We start from the raw sequence: 19,010 nt of genomic DNA on the forward strand, positions 1-19,010 counted from the left end.
GAAATGTTGTCCACTTACAGCTTCTCTACATGAAACTCCCAACTGAAACGGAACGTATCGCCTGCTTGCAGAGCCACTGCGCCTGATTGTTCCGCTGGAAAAGTTTCATTAAACACGTTCATGATGCTCGTGTACGGCTCAAGTGAAACGGCATTCGTCCACGGAGCCGTGAACAGTACATGAATCGGGAATTTATCTCCCATGTAGAACACAAGCTTAGTGCCGCGTGCCTCGTAGTGGAGCTCGCAGGTCTGGTCACCCGGCTCCATACTCAGCAGCTGCGAGCCGCCGGGGTAGCCCGGCAAGGACGTGACGGCCGCGCCTTCTTTCAGCGCGGCGACGAGCGGCGACGGCGACGGACCGGCAGCGGCGTAGCCGCCTTCGGTGAGCGGCCACTCAGCCACCGCGGGAATCACGACCCGCACGCGGCTTGCTTCGCCGTCCGCGAAGGCAAAATAAGGGTGAAAGCCCAGGGACAGTGGCATCGCTTCGCCGCTGAGGTTGGCAATTTCACCGGTAAGCGACAGCGTGCCGTCCTTTAGGCGGTACGTGAAGCGAAAGCTGGCGGCGTGCGGATAGTACGCCAGCACTTCGGGGTGCTCCGCGAGGTTGAACTCCGCGGAGACATACGCTCCGCCAGCCGCGTCCGCGCCGCTGGCGACGACTTTCCACGGCCGCTCGCGCAGCTCGCCGTGGGCGTGATCAGGCTCCCGGTTGAGCGGGAGCCGGTATTCGCGGCCTTCGAAGGTGAAGGCCGCCTGTTTGACGCGCCCCGGCGGGAACAAAATGGGCACGCCGTAGCGCGAGGACTTGACGCGAAGCTCGGACAGGCTGTCCGGCTTCGCGATATAGCTTTCGTTCCGCACATCGAAGCGGAACAGGTGCAGACCGACGGCCGGGATGATTTCGGCCGTTGCTTCCGCCGCATGATCGACAAGCACCAGCGTCCGTTCCCCTTCCCATTCACTATGTATCAGTTCATAGGGATTCATAGATGATTCCTCCTTGCAGATGTAAGTCTCAATATATGCTTTCTCTGATAATAGTTATAAAGCATCCCCACGCTTAGAACAAGCACGATCGTCGTCAGAATGCTTCCTTCTGCGCCGAATGCGCCACCGGAGACGTAGCTGGAGCCTAGCGGCTCAGCGGTGAACACGGACGTCAGCGGCATCCCGGACACGTCGAAACCGAACACGCAGCCTTGGATAAAATTCCAAGACACGTGCAGGCCGATCGGCAGCCACAGGCTGCCAGAGTATTCACGGCACAACCCAAATAGCAAGCCTGCTAGCAATAAATTAAGCAGCGGCATCACGGAGCTCCACATGCCCGGATTTTTCGCGTGGAGCAGCGCAAAAACAATCGTCGAGATGGCGATCCCCCATCCCGCGCCATACTCCCGCTTCGCGAGACCTTGCAGGTAGCCTCGCGCAAACAGCTCCTCATTGACGGCTACGCCAATGAAGAGGCACAGCCCCCCGATCAGCGCCGGCAGCTGATCGCCGCTCCCCGGCAGGCGCGTGAACGCCACGCCGCCGACAAGCCAAATGCCGAGCACGCTGAGCCCGATCAGCGCACTGCCAAAAAGCAAGCCGCCTATGGTTTTACGCAAGGCGCGGTTCGGTTCGAAGCCCAGGCGCCAGCCCCTGCGCTTCTCAAACAGCATCCATGACAGGAGCGTGCCGCCGATAAATCCGGCGATTTGCGCCCATAAGGATGCTTGAGCAAAAAAACTGTCCGCCACGACGTCGGACATCCCAGCTCCCGGCATTCTGCGAAGCGTGATCACCGCTGCCGCGACCAACAACAACACCGTCATGACTGTGATCATGACGAGCGTCAAAGCGATTTTGCCCACCATCACCAGGATCGGCAGCAGCTTTCGTTTCACGTCGGACACATGCGCCCTCCTTCCCTCTTCCCTCCATGTATTCGTGAGGTGCGGGCCATCTCCTGCCACATCTTGGATAATGCCACTTGTGCAAATGAAAGCGCCATGCAACAATAAGATTATCTCTTACCGTATGGAAAATGGAGGCTGGCATGCTCTTTGTCTTGATCGCGCTATGGCTGATTGCCGGCGCTTTATGGCTGATCGATCCGAAATCCTCTACGATGCGTTGGATGAGCGCGGTCGCCCTCGCCGGCGGCTTCGGCGCGCTTGCCGCGGTGATATCCAATCACACGCTGCCGTACGTTCAGCAGCAATGGCCACATTCGACGGTCGGCATCTACCTGTATCGTCTCATGAGCACAAGCTCACTCTTGTCCTATTACGGGCTGCCGTACGCTTTTGCAAGGCTTGCTCTCGCTTATAATACCGCTTGGCCTGCGCCTCGGCTGCGAACGTGGCTTCCGCTGGCGCTGCTGGTTCCGCCGATAGCCTGTTGGGCGCTGCTGCCCGGCTACACCGAGGAAATGCCCATTCAGTTCAACGTTGTGGCGATCTGGGCGTTTCCTTACATCTTGTGCGGCGCCGTGCTCGTCGCATTCAAAAAAGAGCAGCTGCCCGCCATGAAGCGCACGCATATCTTTACCTGCCTGTCGATTCTGCCGCCGATCCTGAGCCTTGGCGTGATGAACTACGTCATGCCGAGCTTTGGCTTCTATCGGCTTTGGGTTTATCATAGCTGGATTCTGGCGTTTGTGATTCCGTTTTTTATTTTTACTTTTTTCCGGTACGGCTTTCTGGGGATGCAGCTCCTGATCGAACGGCGTAAAATGGATTCTACACTTCGCGCCATTACATCCGGTACCGCCATCCTCAACCATGCCATTAAAAACGATATCGGTAAAATGCGCCTCTTCCTCGATAAGATCAGGCAGCATGCCGAAGAAACCGGTCAAAAAGAGCTTCTGCAGGATCTGCAAGTCGTCGTTAGCGCGACGGCGCATATTCGCGATATGATTTCCCGCGTCCATGAGCAGACGCAAGAGTTGCCCCTCCGTAAGGGCCAAGTGGATCTCAAGCGCCTGCTGGAGGATGTGATTGGCCAGCTTCAAGGCGAGCTTGCACAAGTTGAACTGGACCTTCAACTACCTGACGAGCTGGTCGTTACGCTGGATGAGGTTCAGATTGGGGAAACGCTGACAAATCTTCTGCTGAATGCGGTTGAAGCGATGCCGCACGGCGGCCAGCTGTCCATTCGCTCTTTTAAACAGAAACGCAAAATCGTATTGGAAATTCGGGATACCGGGACAGGTATGGATAAAGCAACGTTAAAACAGGCCGTAGACCCTTTCTTTACAACAAAAGGAGGCAAGCGTCTGAATTTCGGGCTCGGGCTTGCCTATTGCTACAGTGTGATGAAAAAGCACGGGGGCAGTCTCGAAATGAGCAGCAAGCCCGGCGAGGGCACGAGTGTCTTTTTATCTTTCCCTGTGTCATCATGAATAATTATTACATTGGAGGGCATTTCGAAGTGGACTTCATTCGCATTTGCATCGTGGAAGACGATCCTGACTGGCTGCGCGGATTAACCGACTATTTGAACCGCCAACCGGATATGAAGGTTGTCACCACGGGAGGAAGTGCCGCTGCGGCACGAGCGCTATTCGAGCAGCCGAACGTCCTGGCTGACGTCGTATTGATGGATATTATGCTGCAGGAGGAACCGGCAGGCATTGGCCTTGCCGAGCAGGCTTTGCTCTCTTGGGGAGCCAAAGTCATCATGCTGACGTCCATGGCTGAAAAAGAGTTTATTTTTCGCTCGTTTCAAGCGGGCGCGATTGATTATCAGATCAAGGCGCAGTTCGAGGAGCTCCCTGCTATTATTCGCGCTGCCCACGCCAAGCAGTCGGCCATCGCTCCAGCGGTTGCGGAGCAAATCCGCGAGGAATTCCGCCGGCTGAAGAAGCTGGAACACAGCTTCAAAGTCAAGGAAGTACGCGATCTCATCACTCCGACTGAGCTGCAAGTGCTCGAATTGATCGATCGCGGGCACACGCAGACGGAAATTGCGGACCGCTTCTTTATTTCGCTGCGCACGGTCAAAATTCATGTTGGTCATATTTTGAAAAAGCTCGGCAGCAAAAGCTCCAAAGAAGCAGCGCAGAAAGTGCGCGATCTGGGACTTTTCGAAGGGAATGACCCCGAGAAACGGGAGGAATGACAGTCACGTCATTTAGTGAATATCCCGCTTCTTGAAGCGTCCTCCCTTGACGTCGTGGATATTGCCGACAGCCAGGAACGCTTTGGGATCGAGCTCCTCGACGATGGACTTCAGCTTTGCTTCTTCAAGACGCGTGATGACGCAGAAGATCACTTTCTTGTTGTCACCCGTGAAGCCGCCTTCTCCGTCCATATACGTGACGCCGCGGCCTAACCGATCGATGATCGCCCCGCCAATTTCGCGAAAATTGTCGCTGATGACCCAGACGGATTTCGACTCGTCAAAGCCTTCAATGGTGACATCAATCATTTTATAGGCGATAAAATAAGCAATTAACGAATACATCGCACGATCCCAGCTGTAGACGAATCCTGCGCTGCCTAGAATAAATACGTTAAAAAACATAACGATTTCGCCGACGGAAAACGGCATTTTTTTGGACACCAGAATCGCAACGATCTCCGTCCCGTCGAGCGATCCCCCGAAACGAATGACAAGTCCGACGCCAACCCCCAATATAATGCCCCCAAAAACGGCTGCAAGAAGCGGATCGCTAGTCAATTCCTTCACCGGGTGCAGGATTTCCGTTCCCGCGGACATCACAAGTATCGCAAACAGGGTCGATAGCGCAAAGGTTTTACCGATCAGCTTGTAGCCAATAAAAAGAAACGGAAGATTGAACAAGGTGAGAAACAATCCGATCGGGAGTTGCGTCAAATAGGAGACGATGATTGAAATCCCTGTAATGCCGCCGTCAATAATTTTGTTCGGCACCAGAAAAATTTCCAGTCCCACTGACATCAGGACAGCGCCGATAAACAGAAACAAACTTCGACGCAAAAACATGATTTTTGTCATTTTTCGGTGCTGCATTTGGAAGGCCGCTTCCTTCCTCAATTGGATCTGTTCTTTGGCCATCGAAGGCCTCCTTTCTATGATTTTATCTATGAAAATAAATTCGAGATCGCAGTCTTATTTTCCTGCATTGTCACAGTTATTCCACTCGACAACCATCGAAACTTGTCGAACGGCGTGATATAATATCCCTATTCTATCAACCATTTCTCAGAAACTCGTACAGGAGACACTATGAAACCCTTATCATCCCGCATTCTTTACCATTTGCGCCAGAAGCTTCCGCTTTTGATTCTGGCCCTTGTTCCAGTTCTTATCATGGAAATTTTAAGCCGCGGTCACTACCTCGACATGATGTCCTGGACAGTCAAGCATTTCTTCGAGCTGATTTTTAACGAGTGGATCGTGCTCAGCGTGCTGCTTTTCTTTACCGCTGTCATTGGCCGGACACGCATTGCCTACTGGGTCACGGCCGCGGTCTTCATCATTATGGCGCTGATCAGCGGCGTGAAGCTGAAAATTCTCGGCGTACCGCTCACCCCATGGGATCTCGTGATTGCCGGCGAAGCATCGGACATGGTGAAGTATGTAACGAACATTTTAACCTTCCAGGTGCTGTCCGTCTTTGTCCTATTCGGAGCGGTCAGTTATTTCTTACTCTATCGTACGCCCCTCATCTTGAAAAAAGTCGCATTAAAAGAAAGAATCGCCTATGGCGTTGTCGGTCTATTGATGATGCTGGCGGTTTATCAGGATGCGCCGCTGCCTGTACAGAAATGGTTGGGTATTCAAGCTATGGTATGGAACCAGGCGCAGAATACCACTACGAACGGCTACGCGCTGGCGACAGTGCTGAATACGAAAGTCATGTTTTCGGATAAACGCGAGGGCTATGATGATAAAGCGATTGAGGCGATTGTCAGCCACACGCCTGAGCCTCCGGTTAAAGCCGGAGATTCGCCGAATCCGATCAAGCCGAATGTGATTGTCATTCTCAGTGAAGCGTTCTGGGATCCGACGCAGATTCAAGGCGCTACCTTTAGCGCAGACCCGGTTCCGTTCTTCCATAAGCTGCAGCGGACGGGAACGAGCGGTACGATGCTTTCCCCGCAATATGGCGGCGGTACAGCCAACGTAGAATTTGAAGTGCTGACGGGCAATTCGATGCGTTTCCTGCCGCAAGGCTCGGTTGCCTACAACCAGTATATTTCGAACGAAGTCGACTCGTTAGCGAGCATTTATGCGCGGCAGGGCTACACGTCAACCGCGATTTCGCCTTTTTACAACTGGTATTTCAACAGTAACAAGGTATATCAAGATTTTGGGTTCTCCAAATATATTCCGATTGAATATTTTAAACCAAATTATTCCGGGCCATATATCGCGGACAGCGAGGTTGCCGCTAACATTATCAAAACGACTGAGCAAAGCGACGGCGCCGACTTTGTCTTCGCCAATACGATGGAAAACCATTTCCACTACTACCCAGGCAAATTCCCGAAAAATACGTTCGACGTGACCGGTGACTTCTCCCCTTCCTCCAAAGGCATGCTGGAGACGCTTGCTCAGGGCATAAACGGAGCCGATCGGATGCTGCAGCAGTTAGTGGAGTACTACGAGAAAAAAGGTGAGCCGACGATCATCGCGTTCTGGGGAGATCATCTTCCTGCCCTAGGCGACGATTATGCCACGTACATTGATACGAAATATATCAGCGGCAAGGACGATCCTGACTTCCTGAAAAAGATGTACAGCGTACCGTTGGTCGTGTGGAACAATTTTGACACTCGCAAGGATCATCTCGATATGAGTCCGAACTACCTAGGGCCTTATTTAATAGAATTATCCAAACAGCAAGGCAACTACTATACCAGCTTCCTGAGCCAATTGAAGAAAAAGATCCCAGTTATTCCGCCTAAAGACTATTACGCAAAAATGAATATCAATGAGAACGATTTGAAGGATTACGAAACGCTGCAATATGATATTCTGTTTGGCGAACGTCATGCGTATAAAGATTACACCAAGCCGATCATCGATCCGAACTACCATCTCGGCTACGGTCCGATCACGATCGACAAAGTCGATGCGGATTCCAAAGACATTTCAGGCCGCTCGAACATCACACTGACAGTGGAGGGCAGCAACATCCCGCCGCTCGGTTATGTCACCCTGAATGGCAAAGCGCTCACGACTACGTGGGTAGATGAGCATAAAGTGACGGCCGTCGTCGATGGGCAGCTGCTCAAAGCGGGACTATGGGACATCCAGATTCTTGACAAAGACTCCAAAGAAACGGTGGTCGGCAAGTCCAACTCACTGTCGATTGAGATTGGCGGCAGGTAAAAATTGTACAATGTAAAAAAGGGTTGCTCACAAGGTTCGAAACCTTGTGAGCAACCCTTTTTAATTTTATACTACAAGGAAATTACTTTGCCTGTCGCTTGCGAATCGAAAGCAGCTAGAATGACTTTTAAAGAGCGAGCGCCTTCCTCGCCGGAAATGCGCGGAGCCTTGTTGTTCACGATACAATCTACAAACTCATCGATGACGCCGCTTGTCGTTTGTTTTTCGTTAGTCGCCATTGCCCCGACTTTGTAGCGCTCGACTGTACCGTTGCGCAGTTCCACGATAACTTGATCATTAGGGTCCGTGTCGATTTTAATTACACCGTTCTCGCACCAGATTATCGTCGAGTTGTCTCCGCCTTTGTAGTACGTCCAGCTAGCTGTCAACGTACCGATGGCTCCGCTTTTCATGCGCAGCAAGCAAGTGGAATTGTCGTCCACATCCGTACCTTCTTTATGGACAGTGCCGACAAAAGCGGCAACTTGCTCAACTTCATCGTCAAGCAAATGACGGATCAGGTCGGATTTGTGTACGCCAAGGTCGCCCATCGCGCCCATGATCGCTTCTTCCTTGCGGAAGAACCAGCTCTCGCGGCCGTCCACGCTCCAGCCTTCAGGACCAGGATGTCCGAACGCCGTACGGAACGTGATGACTTTGCCCAGCCGCTTGGAATCCAAAATCTCTTTGGCTTTCAGATGCGGAGGCATCAAACGTTGGTTATGACCAACCATCAAGTAAACGCCATTTTTCTTAGCCGCTTCAATCATGGCTTCCGTTTCTTCGATCGTTCCCGCCATCGGCTTCTCAACCAAGACGTGTGCTCCAGCGTTTGCCGCGGCGATCGACATTTCAGCGTGCAGATAATTCGGTGTGCAGACGCTAACTGCGTCAGGCTTGATTTCAGCCAGCATCTCGGTGTATGAAGCAAATGCTTTGCCGCCGTGCTGCGCAGCATAGTGCTCAGCGCGCTCGATCACCGGATCGACGAATGCAACAAGCTCCACGTTCGAATTGCTTGCATATTCGGGAATATGTCTATGTTTTGCGATAGATCCACAGCCGATAACGGCTACACGAATTTTGCTCATTGGAATAATAGCTCCTTTAAAAATAAATTAGTTATGAACGTTTAAATAATTCTCTTTCACCCAGTTGAAGCTGTTCTCGATGCTGGTGAGCGGAGCTTTCTGACAATGGTCTTGTTCAACGACAAGCCATTCGACGCCGGCTTTTTCAGCTGCTTTGATAACGTCTTTCAGAGGCACTTCGCCAAGACCGAGCTCCAGCGTAACAAGCTTGCCTTCCGCATCTTTCGTAAAATCCTTAAAGTGCACGAGCGGCAGACGACCTGCATACTTCGCGATATAAGCCAGCGGGTCCTGACCGGCAAATTTCACCCAGCATACATCCATTTCAACGTTGATGTCACTGCTTGCTGCATACATAGCGTCAAAAGCAAACTGCTCGTTCACTTTTACATAGAATTCAAAATCGTGATTATGATAAAGGAATTTCAATCCCTGCTTCTTCACTTCGCCAGCAATGACAGCAAGCTCGTTGATCAAAGTTTGCCATTGTTCAGCATTTGCAAGCGTTTTAGAGTCTACCCATGGGCAGATCGCGTATGTAGCGCCAATGGTTTTCAAGTAATCAATTTCACCTTGCAGATCGTCGCGGAATCTTTGCAGGGAAATATGACTGCCGAATGCTTTCAGGCCAAGCTCGTCAAGCAAACCTTTCAGCTTATCCGCAGGCATATCGTAATATCCGGCGAATTCTACGCCTTCATATCCGATCTTCGCAACTTGGCGAAGCGTGCCTTCCATATCGCGAGCCATATCGTCACGCAGCGTATACAATTGAAGTCCAATACCTAAACGTCCCATATTCCTGCCTCTTTTCTATGAGTTATTCCAACCAATGGTTTTAGTATATACGAACCTAGCTTAGTATGAACATTCACGATATAATCAAAACATCTCTTATTTTGCTACGAAAGGTGCGGACAGCTATGCATGCAAAGCTAATTACCTGCGGTTATTCGTTCCATCACGAGCCGTTCGATGTCAGCGCCAAGTCCGGCCTTCATACTTATCTTTTTCGTCTGCAAGCCGAAGGAAAATGCGAAGCGCTTGTGCACGGGGGCATGCGTGAAATTGAGGCGGGCCATTTGCTGCTTTTTAAACCAGGAGACCCGTATGAACTGCGCATCGAGCAGACTATGGCGGGACCCGACGGAAAAATCGCCAGCGGTGATTATTATTTATTTTGCAGCGGGGCGTGGATTGATCAGTGGTGGAACCGCGGTCCGAAGCTGCCATGCACGAAAATCGACCTCGATCCTCGCCTGATCTCGCTTTGGCGGCAGCTTATTCTGGAAAAACGTCGCATGGAAGAGGAAGACGAAGAACTGAGCAGCTATTTGTTGCAAGCGCTCTGCCTCTCGCTTGAACGTGCCGCGAAAGAAACCGTGACACTGCAGGGCAAGCCTTTTACCGGCACCCGGATGAAAAGGTTTATTGAAGCGCATGCGACATCGGCCTTTAAAGTCGAAGATGTTGCGGATCACGTGGGACTAAGCGTCTCGCGGGCAGTGCACTTATTTAAGGAATGCTTTGGCAAGACCATGATTCAATATGCTACGGAGGTTCGGCTTACCAGCGCGGTGGAGCGCATGCACGACCGTTCCATGTCCCTTGAGCAAATCGCGCTCAGCTGCGGGTTCGGTTCGTACCCTTATTTTCACCGTGCGTTCACGCAAAGATTCGGGATTTCACCTAAGCTCTATCGGCAAAATTCGCAAAACACGTAACAACCCTATATCTTTTCACATAAAGTTCAAGAATCATGCAAAACTTATGAAACATTTTTGCTTCCTAATTCGTATTATCTACGAAGACGCCTTACATAGGGAGCTACTTTATTTCAGGAAGTCTCCATAGATTACTAATTTTGAGGCAAAAGCACTATGAAAAAGGTTAAACATTTGTTTCAAAATTGTAAAACTATTTTAAGGTTCTCTTAATACTCCTACCTTATGCTTAATATATCCAATTCTTAGGATGGTGAAGATTATGGTTATGTTTATCAAGATCAACAATAAAGCCGTGCCCGTCTACTCTGATGAGAAAAATAAAAAGAAATACAATCTATTAAAATCCGCAATTGATTCTAAAATTACAAAAGGCAGAGCAACGATTAAAAAATGTCTCGACTCTATCATTTCGATTGAAATTGTCGGCTGCGAGGCGATTCTGCACTCACTGAACGAGCGAGATTCGCTGGCTCTGTCCTTATATTAAGTTGTGCGACCGGGAATTGCACAGCGAATGAAGTAGGCCTGCCTGAAGTGGCAAGGCCTATTTTTTATGCAGCGGGCAGGCGGGGCTGGAGCGGATATCGGCAGCCAACAGTCGCAGCGGCGGAAGTTTGGCGGTAGTGGCGGACGATTCCTGCTTTTTGGCAGGCTTGTTACTAGATCCGCAGGCTTTAAGTTAAATGAAAAAAGACGGGCAGCTTAATGCTGCTCCGCCCTATCCAACTCACGAAATGTACTACAAGTACCGCTCCTTCAAAATATCCAAATGGTGCTGCGCGTGTCCAGCGATAATGTATGCCAGCGCCCGTGCCGTAACGGCCCGCCCGCTAGCCGTGCCTTGGCGCAGCCAGTGGCTCTCAGCGATGGACGGCAGCAGCGAGAATGTCGACGTGCGAACAGCCTGCCACTCCTGCAACCAGGCAGAGAGTGGAATCGAGTCAAAAGACGCGTTCTCGATAAAAACGTCCTGATCGAAGCCTGGCAGGATCGTCGTATCACCGCGGGCAACACGCAGCAAACGGTAAGCCATAATCCGCTCGGTGTCGGTAATGTGCCACAGCACTTCCTTCACACTCCACTTGCCCGGCGCATAGCGCAGAAGCCCTTTCTCTTCCGAAATCGATGCAGCTAGCGTTCCGACCTCCTGCGCTTGCTGGCGTAAAAAGGCAATCACGTCGCCATCCGGTACCTTGGCAATGTATTGTGCAAAATAAGGCGCAAATTCCTCAGCGTTCGGTCTTGTCAGCATCCAATCGAACCTCCCACAGCTCTTGTCTCTTCTCCTAAATTATACGCGATAGAAATGAGAATTGGGAAGTCTTGGCGTTTAAAAATTGACCAAAGGTAACTAACCGTATTTATAGGTCATGCCGTGCCCGCCCTTCGGATATACCCAATCGATATTATAAGAAGGACACGCAATCCGGCATGTGCCGCATTCGATGCAGTTTTCATAGGCAACCGTTGTGATTTTCAATTTTTTCTCCCACGCATACACATCCGACGGGCAGAAGTAATTGCAATCCTTGGTCACGCAGCTCAGACACGTCCCCGTATCTTTAATAACAAGATGCGATTTGTCGTCGCATTTGTAGCGAATGGTAAAGAGCTTATCTGTAATGTCGCTTGCACTCATCCGTTCATCGCCCTCCATCCTTTATACCCCAGCTTCATCAGGTTGACTGTGCCGCCAGCCGCATTTTTGATGAGCTTGACGGCCATTTTTTGTTTCTCGGCCTTCGGCGTGCCGTCGACCAGGAACATGTTGTACGCCGCTTCATTGAGTGCCTTCGGCAGCTTCGAGAAGAGCAGCTCGGGATCCTGATCGCGCAGGAAGCCGTGCATGCCTTGATATTTTTGCAAATCCTTATGCACAAAAGAGGCGCGAATTGCGGTGTCGTACGCCTTCAGCGACGGCGCGGAGTAATCGCCGCGCGCTTTGGCCGCGACGATAGCTTCGCCCGCCAGCCGGCCGGACGTCATCGCCAGATTCGTCCCCTCGCGGTGGACGAAATTGACGAGCTGCGCGGCATCGCCGCAGACGCACCAGCCGTCGCCGGACAGCGGCGGGATCGAATGAAAACCGCCTTCTGGAATGAGATGGCCGGAGTATTCCTTCGTCTCGCCGCCCTGGATCAGCTTCCGAATCATCGGATGCTGTTTGACGGCGTCGAGGACGGTGTAAGGCTTCACCTTTTTATCCCGCAAATGGTTCACCATGACGCCGACGCCAAGCGAAATCGTTTCCTTGTTCGTGTACAGGAAGCCCATGCCCGCCATGCCAAGCGACGTCTCGCCCATGAACTCGATCGTCACGCCTTCGTCGCCTTCCAGACCGAAGCGATCTTCAATCTTCTCGCGCGGAAGGGCAATCACTTCCTTGACGGCAAGAGAAACCTCATCGGGCATCCACTCTCGATGAATGCCCATCGCCTTGCCGAGCAAAGAGTTGACGCCGTCGGCAATGACGACGACATCGGCGTACAAGTCGCCGTCCTCGCGGTCTGTGCGCACGCCGACGACTTTCTCCCCTTCTCTGATGACGTCCAAGGCTACGGTCTCATAAACGGGGATCGCTCCCGCCGCAACCGCCTTGTCCGCGAACCATTGATCGAACTTCACGCGCAGCCCGGTAAAGCAGTTATACGGCTCCTTGTACGCCTCGTTCCGGTGGCCGAACGTCACCATCGACTCCTTTCCCATCATCCAGATGCGCTGCTCCACAATGTAGCGCTCCATGGGGAAGTTTTTTTCCGTCCAGAATTCGGGCACCAGCTCCTCGATCTGTTTGCGGTACAGGACGCCGCCGAAAATATTTTTGGCGCCGGGGAACTCGCCCCGCTCCAGCAGGACGACGGACAGCCCCGCCCGCGCCATCGTCAGCGCCGCCGCTGCGCCAGCCGGTCCGGCGCCGACGACGATCGCATCGAATTTTTCGTTCATTTGGCTTCACTCCTCTCGCGGGCATCCGCGTCTGCCGCTTGCGTTTGCGCTTGCCGGGCGTGCTCCGGCGCCTTCACGCCGAACAATTGCCGGCGCTCCTTAATCGCCTGCGTCAGCGCCGGCACGAGCTTGAACAGGTCGCCCACGATCCCGTAGTGGGCGAATTGAAAAATCGGCGCGTTCGCGTCCCGATTGATCGCCACCACGACGTCGGCCCCGCTCATGCCGACGGTATGCTGGACAGCGCCTGAGATGCCGACGGCGATGTACAGCTTTGGGCGCACCGTCGCACCGGTCTGGCCGACCTGGTGCTCGTGCGTGATCCACCCCGCGTCCACCGCCGCGCGGGAAGCCCCTACGACGCCGCCGAGCGCATCCGCAAGCTCGGCGAGCAGCCCGAACGCGTCCGGCCCGCCCAGGCCGCGTCCGCCGGCAACGATAATCTCGGCTTCCTCGAGATTGAGCTTGCCCGTTTCGCGCAGGAAGTCCAATACCTGCGCGGCAATCTCTTCCTCCCGCATAGGACAGTCCATGCGGATGATCTCGCCCTCGCGTGCCATGTCCTTCGGCAGCGCCTGAAACACTCCGGCCCGCGCGGTCGCCATCTGCGGCCGGTACTGCTTGCAGAGGATGGTGGCCATCATCTTCTCGGAAAAAGCCGGGCGGCTAGCCAGCAGCAGCCGTGACGGCGGCGGCTCGACGTCAAGCTGCGTCGTATCCGCCGTCAGCCCCGTCGGCAGGTGCGTCGCTATCGCACCTGCGAGGTCGCGCCCCGTTGCGGTCGCGCCGAACAGCACGATCTCGGGCTTCGCTTCCTCGATCAGCTTCAGGCAGACCCGGCTGTACGGCCGGGTCCGGTAGTCGCGAAGCTCGGGGGCTTCGCATAGATACACCCGGTCGGCGCCGTACTGCACGGCCTCTTCGGCGAGATGTGCCACATGCTCGCCGAGGACGAGCGCCATGAGCGGCACCTCCAGCTTCGCCGCCAGCTTGCGCCCTTCGCCGAGCAGCTGCCAGCTGACCTTTTTGGCCGCGCCTGCCCGCTGCTCGACCACAATCAACACGCCCCGATAGGCCGACCAATCGGGCATTTCATCGTTATGCTCCTTTGCCATTCCCGCATTCCTCCCTTTCCTCGCGCTGCCGTCGCACCGCGCTTGGCCCTCTTACGCCTCCAGCACCGTCTGCAACTCTGCGTGCCCAAGCAGCTCGCCTGCAAGCTCGCTGGCCGTCGCCTCCGACGTATCCAAGGCGATCATCTTCGTTTTGACCGACTTCACTTCCGGCACCCACGTCTTGGCCACGATCGTCGGCGAACCTTTCAGCCCGATTTTGGCCCGCTCCAAATCCGGAAAATCCGCCGTCGTCCACACGACCGGCTTATACCGGGCCGCGTGGATCATGCCCGGCAGCGACGCCCGCCTCACTTTATTCAGCTCCTTCAGCGCCGTGATCAGTACAGGCATGCTTGTCTCCACCACTTCGACGCCGTCCTCCAGCAGCCGGTGCACCCGCACCTTACGATTCTCCTCATCCACTTGCACCACTTTATTCACATAAGTGAGCTGCTCCAGATCCAACCGGCATGCGACGCCAGGCCCGACCTGCCCCGTGTCGCCGTCGAGCGTCTGCTTCCCGCAAAACACCATGTCGACGGGGCCCCACGTCTCCGCAATCTTGCGAATCGTCCGCGCCACGACGTACGACGTCGCCAGCGTATCTGCACCGGCAAAGCCGCGATCCGTCACAAGCACCGCCTCGTCCGCGCCAAGCGAGATGCATTCCTTGAGTCCTTTCTCCGCAGGGGGCGGCCCCATCGTCACCACGGTCACACGCGCGCCCTGCTCGTCTTTAATCCGCAGCGCCTCCTCCAGTCCATGCATATCATAGAAGTTCACAATGCTCGGTACGCCTTGGCGAATCAACGTATTGTTCTTCGGATCGATGCGAATTTCGCGCGAATCCGGCACCTGCTTGATACAAACGACAATATGCAGCATCTTTTCACTCTCCTGCTCGAAGCTTGTCATCATTGTGAAATTTGTCACTTAAATGGTAGTAAGTAATCGTTTTCAAACGTATTTATCTCAATATATGCAGGAAAGAAGTAATCATGCTACTCAGAAATCGTCTCAAAATAAACAAAGCGCACGCTCACACCTGTGTGAACATGCGCCCCGCGTATTGTCTTTTAAAGCTGCCAATCCAACGTCTGAAACATGCCGGTTTTGGCGGATTGCTGCGCTTTGATGCACAGCTGTGCGCTGACCAGCCCATCGGACAAGTTCGAAATCGATTCTCCCCTGCCATGCAGCAGCTCGGCAAAATTCGCTGCCAGCAGGTCGTCCCCGCCGAAGTGGTTACCCCCGGGCGCCAGCTCATACGTCTCAACACGCGATGTATGATGCATGTGAACTTTAACAACGCCTGTGTAGAAGTCAAAATCGACTGTGCCTTTATACCCCATAAACCGAGCACCCCGCTGTGCTACCCCTTTGCGAATAAAAAAGTTCTGCGAATACGACACGTGCATGCCGCTCTCGTAACGAATCAGCGCGCTGCCGGAATCCTCGTTGCCGGTATCCTCCGCATAACAGCAGTACTGCCAGGTCGGCTCGATGTCGTCTTTGAACGTTACGGTGCTTTCCAGACACGTTCGATTATCCGAGCAGTCGACGCATTTTAAACCAGCGGGCTTATTGCCCCTGAACACCTGCTTCGACGTCATCGCGCAAACCGCGCCAGGCTTTTGCCGGAGCACAGCTTGAATATAGTCGAAATCGTGGGTCGCTTTTTGCAGAAACAAACCGCCAGTCTCTGCTTCATCACGATACCAGTTTTGAAAATACACCCGGCCGTACGGCACATTGTTAACCGCCTGCACGTGCTCCACGGTTCCGATTTTCCCGGAGTCAACGATTTCCTTCACCAGCTGCACCAGCGACGTTACCCGCAGCGGAAAAGACACCACGACCGGTGATCGGGATCGCTCGGAAGCTGCTTTAAGCTTCAGCAAGTCCGCCATATCCGTGGCGACCGGCTTTTCCAAATATAACGGCAGCCCCTTTTCCAGCACTTTTAGCGCCATTGGCGTATGCAGCGTACAGCGCGTGCCGACCATGACACCGTCCATATGTTCAGCCGCAAGCATTTCATCTACCGTATCGTAGTAGGCAATCCCTTCCCACCCTTTTTCGGCAACGCGTGCCTCAACGCCCGCTCGATTGACATCCACAATAGCGTTGACGCGCACACTCGGGTCCTGCTGCAGCACTTTATCCACAACCGATCCCATTCTTCTCCCATAACCGATAACCCCGATATTCACAACGCTTCCTCCTTTATGTTCCCTCATGTACCCTCATTATAGGAGCAAAGCCTTGCACTTTCTTTGTCATATCCACCGATTTATTTGTATTTCTGCTATAGTAGATAAAGTAATCATTCAATTCATAACTTGGAGTGACTATAACCGTGGCAAGCTCAGATCAAGCGCAAACGTTTACCTATCAACGGCTTTCATTGCCGCCGATCATTTCCATAACCAATCTGATTACCATGTATTATTTCGAATATGGCAAAGACTACGTCTTCCATGGAGAAAAGCACGATTTCTGGGAGCTGCTCTACGTGGATCGCGGTGAAGTCGAAGTCCATGCGGACGAGACGACGCATATTCTTCAGCAGGGCACCATTATTTTTCATAAGCCGAACGAATTTCACAGCTTCTACTCGCTCAAAGGCAAGGCGCCGAACCTGATCGTCATTACGTTCGATTGTCTCTCTGATGCCATGCACTTTTTTGAAAATAAAGTGATCTCTCTGAACAGCCAGGAGCGCAACCTGCTTACGACCATAATTGCGGAGGGTCAGCGCATCTTTCCGTTTCCTTTCCAATACCCCTTGGCGCGGCGCCATGACGCTCCACCGGGCAGCGAGCAGCTTCTCCGCAACTACCTGGAGATTTTGCTGATTCGACTTCACCAGCGAATGGATCGCGACGAATCCGAAACGCCGTTAACGACGATGGCTCAGGAAAGATCGATGGGCGAACTCGTCTCCAAAATCGCCGCTTATATGGCCGATCATTTACACGAGCAGCTATCGGTTGCTGCGCTTGCCCAGCTTTTTTGCATAGGAAGAAGTCAACTGGCCGATTTATTTAAAAAGCAAACCGGCTCCTCGCTCATGGAGTATTTCGCCAAATTAAAAATCAATCAAGCGAAAATCATGATTCGCGAGGAAACGTACAATTTTACCGAGATTGCCGGGTTGCTCGGGTTCAGCTCCGTCCACTATTTCTCCAAAGCGTTCAAAAAAGCGACCCGCATGAGCCCCACCGAATATGCCCGTACTGTGAAGTCGCGGATGCCAAGCTAACGCGGTTTTCCATCGAAAAAGGGTGCCACACGCCGTCGCCATGACGATCTGGGGCACCCTTTTCATCTACTGCCTAATCCTCTTCTTCCTCTTCCTCAATTTCATACGTGCATAGAAACCGCTCTACACCCGGATATTTCTCGCCAAGGCTGCGAACGACAAAGCCTACGCTCCGATAAAACTCTACTGCTTCCTCATCCGTCTCCACCTGAATCCGAGTTGGGCTCATCTCCTCGATCACCTCAAGTAGTAAGCCGCGGCCAAAGCCGACGCCTCTGCTTTCTGGCTCAACCGCTAGATGGCGAATCGTCATTTCTTGTCTCTCATTCAGATCAAAGCCTATAATCCCCACATACACGCCTTCGGACTCGTAAGCGAACAACCAACTGGCATCTTCCTGCTCGTAGTAAGCAACCGCCTTATGAACCGCTTCAGGGTCCGGGAATACGCTGTAACTGAGCAGCTCCTGAAACTGACTCTCTGTGATACGGGCTTTCACATTCATTAACATGGCTATCACACACTTCTTTCTGTATCTGCTTCCCCCATAATCTAACAATGCAGCGGCGCTGTCAACTTTGGCATGCTAGATAATGCCGCCTATCCGGCATTTATCCCACTCCGCAAAATTTCTCTTTACAAGAGGCTTCGAAGTGTACTAATATTAATCCAATAAGTTTAGTCGGTATTTGAAAGGACATGACAACATGACTTTAAGTATCATTTTAATGGGCGTTCTGGTCGGCTTCCTTGTCGGACTGACCGGCGTCGGCGGCGCTTCACTGTTAACTCCGATTCTCATTCTGATCGGCATTCATCCTTCGATCGCGGTTGGAACAGACCTTCTGTACAACTCCATCACCAAGCTGTTCGGCACCATTCAACACTGGCGGCAAAAGACGATCGATTTCAAGCTTGTACGCGTACTCGCGATGGGCAGTATTCCAGGCGTCATTCTGGCCGTCATCGTCCTGAAGATGTTCAACTCCTTTTTCAATAACCAAGAAGACATCATCAAGCACGCACTCGGTTATGTGCTGATTCTCGTGGCATTTGCGACGCTGTTTAAAGTATTTTTCGGGCATAAAATCAAGGAAAACCGCTGGCAGCTCCGTTCGCTCCAAGAAAAGCGCGGCCTCACCATCACCATCGGTGCTGTCCTCGGATTTGTCGTAGGTTTAACGTCGATCGGCTCCGGCTCCCTTTACGCGATCGCGATGCTCTACTTCTTCAGAATGAATCCCGCGCAGCTCGTCGGTACGGACATCGCCCATGCGTTCTTCCTGGCTTCAACCGCCGGCATCCTTCACGCGAGCCTTGGCAACGTGAACTATTCGCTCGTGCTGAACCTTTTGATCGGTTCCATTCCGGGCGTTCTCATCGGCTCTATGCTTTCTACCAAAGCGCCTACGCTCGTGCTCCGCACAATCATTGCAAGCCTCGTCTTAATTAGCGGGATTAAATTAATTGGCTAATACACGGAATATATACGAGACAGCTCGTCAGGATGATCTCCTGAGCGGGCTTTTTTTTGTCGAGTCGTGCGGTTC

19 protein-coding genes are annotated in these 19,010 nt (G+C 52.8%); 7 read left to right on the plus strand and 12 right to left on the minus strand.

Going from position 1 to position 19,010, the window contains the following annotated elements:
* Positions 1–14: 14 nt before the first annotated feature.
* Both EJQ19_RS10885 and EJQ19_RS10890 read right to left on the minus strand, forming a co-directional pair.
* Positions 15–992 carry an aldose 1-epimerase gene (locus tag EJQ19_RS10885; RefSeq protein ID WP_126141237.1) on the minus strand — a complete coding sequence of 326 codons (978 nt, stop codon included), beginning with the start codon at positions 990–992 and terminating at the stop codon, positions 15–17.
* Complete coding sequence (locus EJQ19_RS10890; RefSeq protein WP_126141238.1) at positions 989–1,903, minus strand: CPBP family intramembrane glutamic endopeptidase; 915 nt, start codon at positions 1,901–1,903, stop codon at positions 989–991. The genes EJQ19_RS10885 and EJQ19_RS10890 overlap by 4 nt, the downstream gene beginning before the upstream one ends.
* A gap of 143 nt (positions 1,904–2,046) precedes the next feature.
* Between EJQ19_RS10890 and EJQ19_RS10895 the strand changes: the two genes are divergently transcribed.
* Together EJQ19_RS10895 and EJQ19_RS10900 are read left to right on the plus strand one after the other, a co-directional pair.
* A complete protein-coding gene (locus tag EJQ19_RS10895) occupies positions 2,047–3,396 on the plus strand; it encodes a sensor histidine kinase (protein ID WP_164716457.1) in 1,350 nt (449 codons plus the stop codon).
* A 29-nt stretch (positions 3,397–3,425) separates the two neighbouring features.
* A complete protein-coding gene (locus EJQ19_RS10900) occupies positions 3,426–4,115 on the plus strand; it encodes a response regulator transcription factor (protein ID WP_241242841.1) in 690 nt (229 codons plus the stop codon).
* 12 nt (positions 4,116–4,127) lie between these two features.
* On the opposite strand, the gene EJQ19_RS10905 is transcribed toward EJQ19_RS10900, so the two are convergent.
* A complete protein-coding gene (locus EJQ19_RS10905; protein ID WP_241242849.1) occupies positions 4,128–4,988 on the minus strand; it encodes a YitT family protein in 861 nt (286 codons plus the stop codon).
* 216 nt (positions 4,989–5,204) lie between these two features.
* Here EJQ19_RS10905 and EJQ19_RS10910 point away from each other — a divergent pair, with 216 nt between their 5' ends.
* Positions 5,205–7,316, plus strand: coding sequence for an LTA synthase family protein (locus tag EJQ19_RS10910; protein WP_126141242.1), 2,112 nt, complete (start codon positions 5,205–5,207; stop codon positions 7,314–7,316).
* 71 nt (positions 7,317–7,387) lie between these two features.
* Here EJQ19_RS10910 and EJQ19_RS10915 read toward each other — a convergent pair whose 3' ends face one another.
* The gene (locus tag EJQ19_RS10915; protein WP_126141243.1) at positions 7,388–8,407 is read right to left on the minus strand and encodes a Gfo/Idh/MocA family protein; all 1,020 of its coding nucleotides are present in this window, start codon (positions 8,405–8,407) and stop codon (positions 7,388–7,390) included.
* A gap of 27 nt (positions 8,408–8,434) precedes the next feature.
* Positions 8,435–9,205 (minus strand): sugar phosphate isomerase/epimerase family protein, encoded by a 771-nt coding sequence (locus tag EJQ19_RS10920; protein ID WP_126141244.1) that lies wholly within the window; start codon positions 9,203–9,205, stop codon positions 8,435–8,437.
* Positions 9,206–9,330: 125 nt separating this feature from the next.
* Here EJQ19_RS10920 and EJQ19_RS10925 point away from each other — a divergent pair, with 125 nt between their 5' ends.
* Both EJQ19_RS10925 and EJQ19_RS10930 read left to right on the plus strand, forming a co-directional pair.
* The gene (locus EJQ19_RS10925; protein WP_126141245.1) at positions 9,331–10,131 is read left to right on the plus strand and encodes an AraC family transcriptional regulator; all 801 of its coding nucleotides are present in this window, start codon (positions 9,331–9,333) and stop codon (positions 10,129–10,131) included.
* 262 nt (positions 10,132–10,393) lie between these two features.
* Positions 10,394–10,621 (plus strand): 3-dehydroquinate dehydratase, encoded by a 228-nt coding sequence (locus tag EJQ19_RS10930; RefSeq protein ID WP_126141246.1) that lies wholly within the window; start codon positions 10,394–10,396, stop codon positions 10,619–10,621.
* Between the two features lie 252 nt (positions 10,622–10,873).
* Here the strand turns inward: EJQ19_RS10930 and EJQ19_RS10935 are convergent, their stop codons facing one another.
* From EJQ19_RS10935 to EJQ19_RS10960, 6 genes are all read right to left on the minus strand, one after another.
* Complete coding sequence (locus EJQ19_RS10935; protein ID WP_126141247.1) at positions 10,874–11,386, minus strand: DinB family protein; 513 nt, start codon at positions 11,384–11,386, stop codon at positions 10,874–10,876.
* A gap of 99 nt (positions 11,387–11,485) precedes the next feature.
* A complete protein-coding gene (locus EJQ19_RS10940) occupies positions 11,486–11,773 on the minus strand; it encodes a ferredoxin family protein (RefSeq protein ID WP_126141248.1) in 288 nt (95 codons plus the stop codon).
* Positions 11,770–13,080, minus strand: coding sequence for an FAD-dependent oxidoreductase (locus EJQ19_RS10945; protein WP_126141249.1), 1,311 nt, complete (start codon positions 13,078–13,080; stop codon positions 11,770–11,772). The genes EJQ19_RS10940 and EJQ19_RS10945 overlap by 4 nt, the downstream gene beginning before the upstream one ends.
* A complete protein-coding gene (locus EJQ19_RS10950) occupies positions 13,077–14,195 on the minus strand; it encodes an electron transfer flavoprotein subunit alpha/FixB family protein (protein WP_126141250.1) in 1,119 nt (372 codons plus the stop codon). Before EJQ19_RS10950 ends, EJQ19_RS10945 begins: the two co-directional genes overlap by 4 nt.
* Positions 14,196–14,246: 51 nt before the next feature.
* Positions 14,247–15,080, minus strand: coding sequence for an electron transfer flavoprotein subunit beta/FixA family protein (locus tag EJQ19_RS10955; protein ID WP_126141251.1), 834 nt, complete (start codon positions 15,078–15,080; stop codon positions 14,247–14,249).
* Positions 15,081–15,271: 191 nt separating this feature from the next.
* Entirely contained in the window at positions 15,272–16,408 is a 1,137-nt protein-coding gene (locus EJQ19_RS10960) for a Gfo/Idh/MocA family protein (RefSeq protein ID WP_126141252.1), read from the minus strand.
* Between the two features lie 146 nt (positions 16,409–16,554).
* Here EJQ19_RS10960 and EJQ19_RS10965 point away from each other — a divergent pair, with 146 nt between their 5' ends.
* Positions 16,555–17,460: an AraC family transcriptional regulator gene (locus EJQ19_RS10965; RefSeq protein WP_241242842.1), complete on the plus strand. Its 906-nt coding sequence runs from the start codon at positions 16,555–16,557 to the stop codon at positions 17,458–17,460.
* Between the two features lie 73 nt (positions 17,461–17,533).
* Here EJQ19_RS10965 and EJQ19_RS10970 read toward each other — a convergent pair whose 3' ends face one another.
* Positions 17,534–17,971 carry a GNAT family N-acetyltransferase gene (locus tag EJQ19_RS10970; RefSeq protein WP_126141253.1) on the minus strand — a complete coding sequence of 146 codons (438 nt, stop codon included), beginning with the start codon at positions 17,969–17,971 and terminating at the stop codon, positions 17,534–17,536.
* 196 nt (positions 17,972–18,167) lie between these two features.
* Here EJQ19_RS10970 and EJQ19_RS10975 point away from each other — a divergent pair, with 196 nt between their 5' ends.
* The gene (locus EJQ19_RS10975; protein ID WP_126141254.1) at positions 18,168–18,935 is read left to right on the plus strand and encodes a sulfite exporter TauE/SafE family protein; all 768 of its coding nucleotides are present in this window, start codon (positions 18,168–18,170) and stop codon (positions 18,933–18,935) included.
* The last annotated feature ends 75 nt before the right edge of the window (positions 18,936–19,010 follow it).

The organism is Paenibacillus whitsoniae (assembly GCF_003955665.1).
GTDB classification, from domain to species: domain Bacteria; phylum Bacillota; class Bacilli; order Paenibacillales; family NBRC-103111; genus Paenibacillus_E; species Paenibacillus_E whitsoniae.

Excerpts from the sequence above, each read along its gene's own strand:
- EJQ19_RS10975 (WP_126141254.1), top strand. The coding sequence starts at position 18,168 with ATGACTTTAAGTATCATTTTAATGGGCGTTCTGGTCGGCTTCCTTGTC.
- EJQ19_RS10930 (WP_126141246.1), top strand. The coding sequence starts at position 10,394 with ATGGTTATGTTTATCAAGATCAACAATAAAGCCGTGCCCGTCTACTCT.
- EJQ19_RS10935 (WP_126141247.1), bottom strand. The coding sequence starts at position 11,386 with ATGCTGACAAGACCGAACGCTGAGGAATTTGCGCCTTATTTTGCACAA.
- EJQ19_RS10940 (WP_126141248.1), bottom strand. The coding sequence starts at position 11,773 with ATGAGTGCAAGCGACATTACAGATAAGCTCTTTACCATTCGCTACAAA.
- EJQ19_RS10905 (WP_241242849.1), bottom strand. The coding sequence starts at position 4,988 with ATGCAGCACCGAAAAATGACAAAAATCATGTTTTTGCGTCGAAGTTTG.
- EJQ19_RS10945 (WP_126141249.1), bottom strand. The coding sequence starts at position 13,080 with ATGAACGAAAAATTCGATGCGATCGTCGTCGGCGCCGGACCGGCTGGC.
- EJQ19_RS10920 (WP_126141244.1), bottom strand. The coding sequence starts at position 9,205 with ATGGGACGTTTAGGTATTGGACTTCAATTGTATACGCTGCGTGACGAT.
- EJQ19_RS10915 (WP_126141243.1), bottom strand. The coding sequence starts at position 8,407 with ATGAGCAAAATTCGTGTAGCCGTTATCGGCTGTGGATCTATCGCAAAA.
- EJQ19_RS10955 (WP_126141251.1), bottom strand. The coding sequence starts at position 15,080 with ATGCTGCATATTGTCGTTTGTATCAAGCAGGTGCCGGATTCGCGCGAA.
- EJQ19_RS10910 (WP_126141242.1), top strand. The coding sequence starts at position 5,205 with ATGAAACCCTTATCATCCCGCATTCTTTACCATTTGCGCCAGAAGCTT.
- EJQ19_RS10885 (WP_126141237.1), bottom strand. The coding sequence starts at position 992 with ATGAATCCCTATGAACTGATACATAGTGAATGGGAAGGGGAACGGACG.
- EJQ19_RS10970 (WP_126141253.1), bottom strand. The coding sequence starts at position 17,971 with ATGTTAATGAATGTGAAAGCCCGTATCACAGAGAGTCAGTTTCAGGAG.
- EJQ19_RS10950 (WP_126141250.1), bottom strand. The coding sequence starts at position 14,195 with ATGGCAAAGGAGCATAACGATGAAATGCCCGATTGGTCGGCCTATCGG.
- EJQ19_RS10895 (WP_164716457.1), top strand. The coding sequence starts at position 2,047 with ATGCTCTTTGTCTTGATCGCGCTATGGCTGATTGCCGGCGCTTTATGG.
- EJQ19_RS10925 (WP_126141245.1), top strand. The coding sequence starts at position 9,331 with ATGCATGCAAAGCTAATTACCTGCGGTTATTCGTTCCATCACGAGCCG.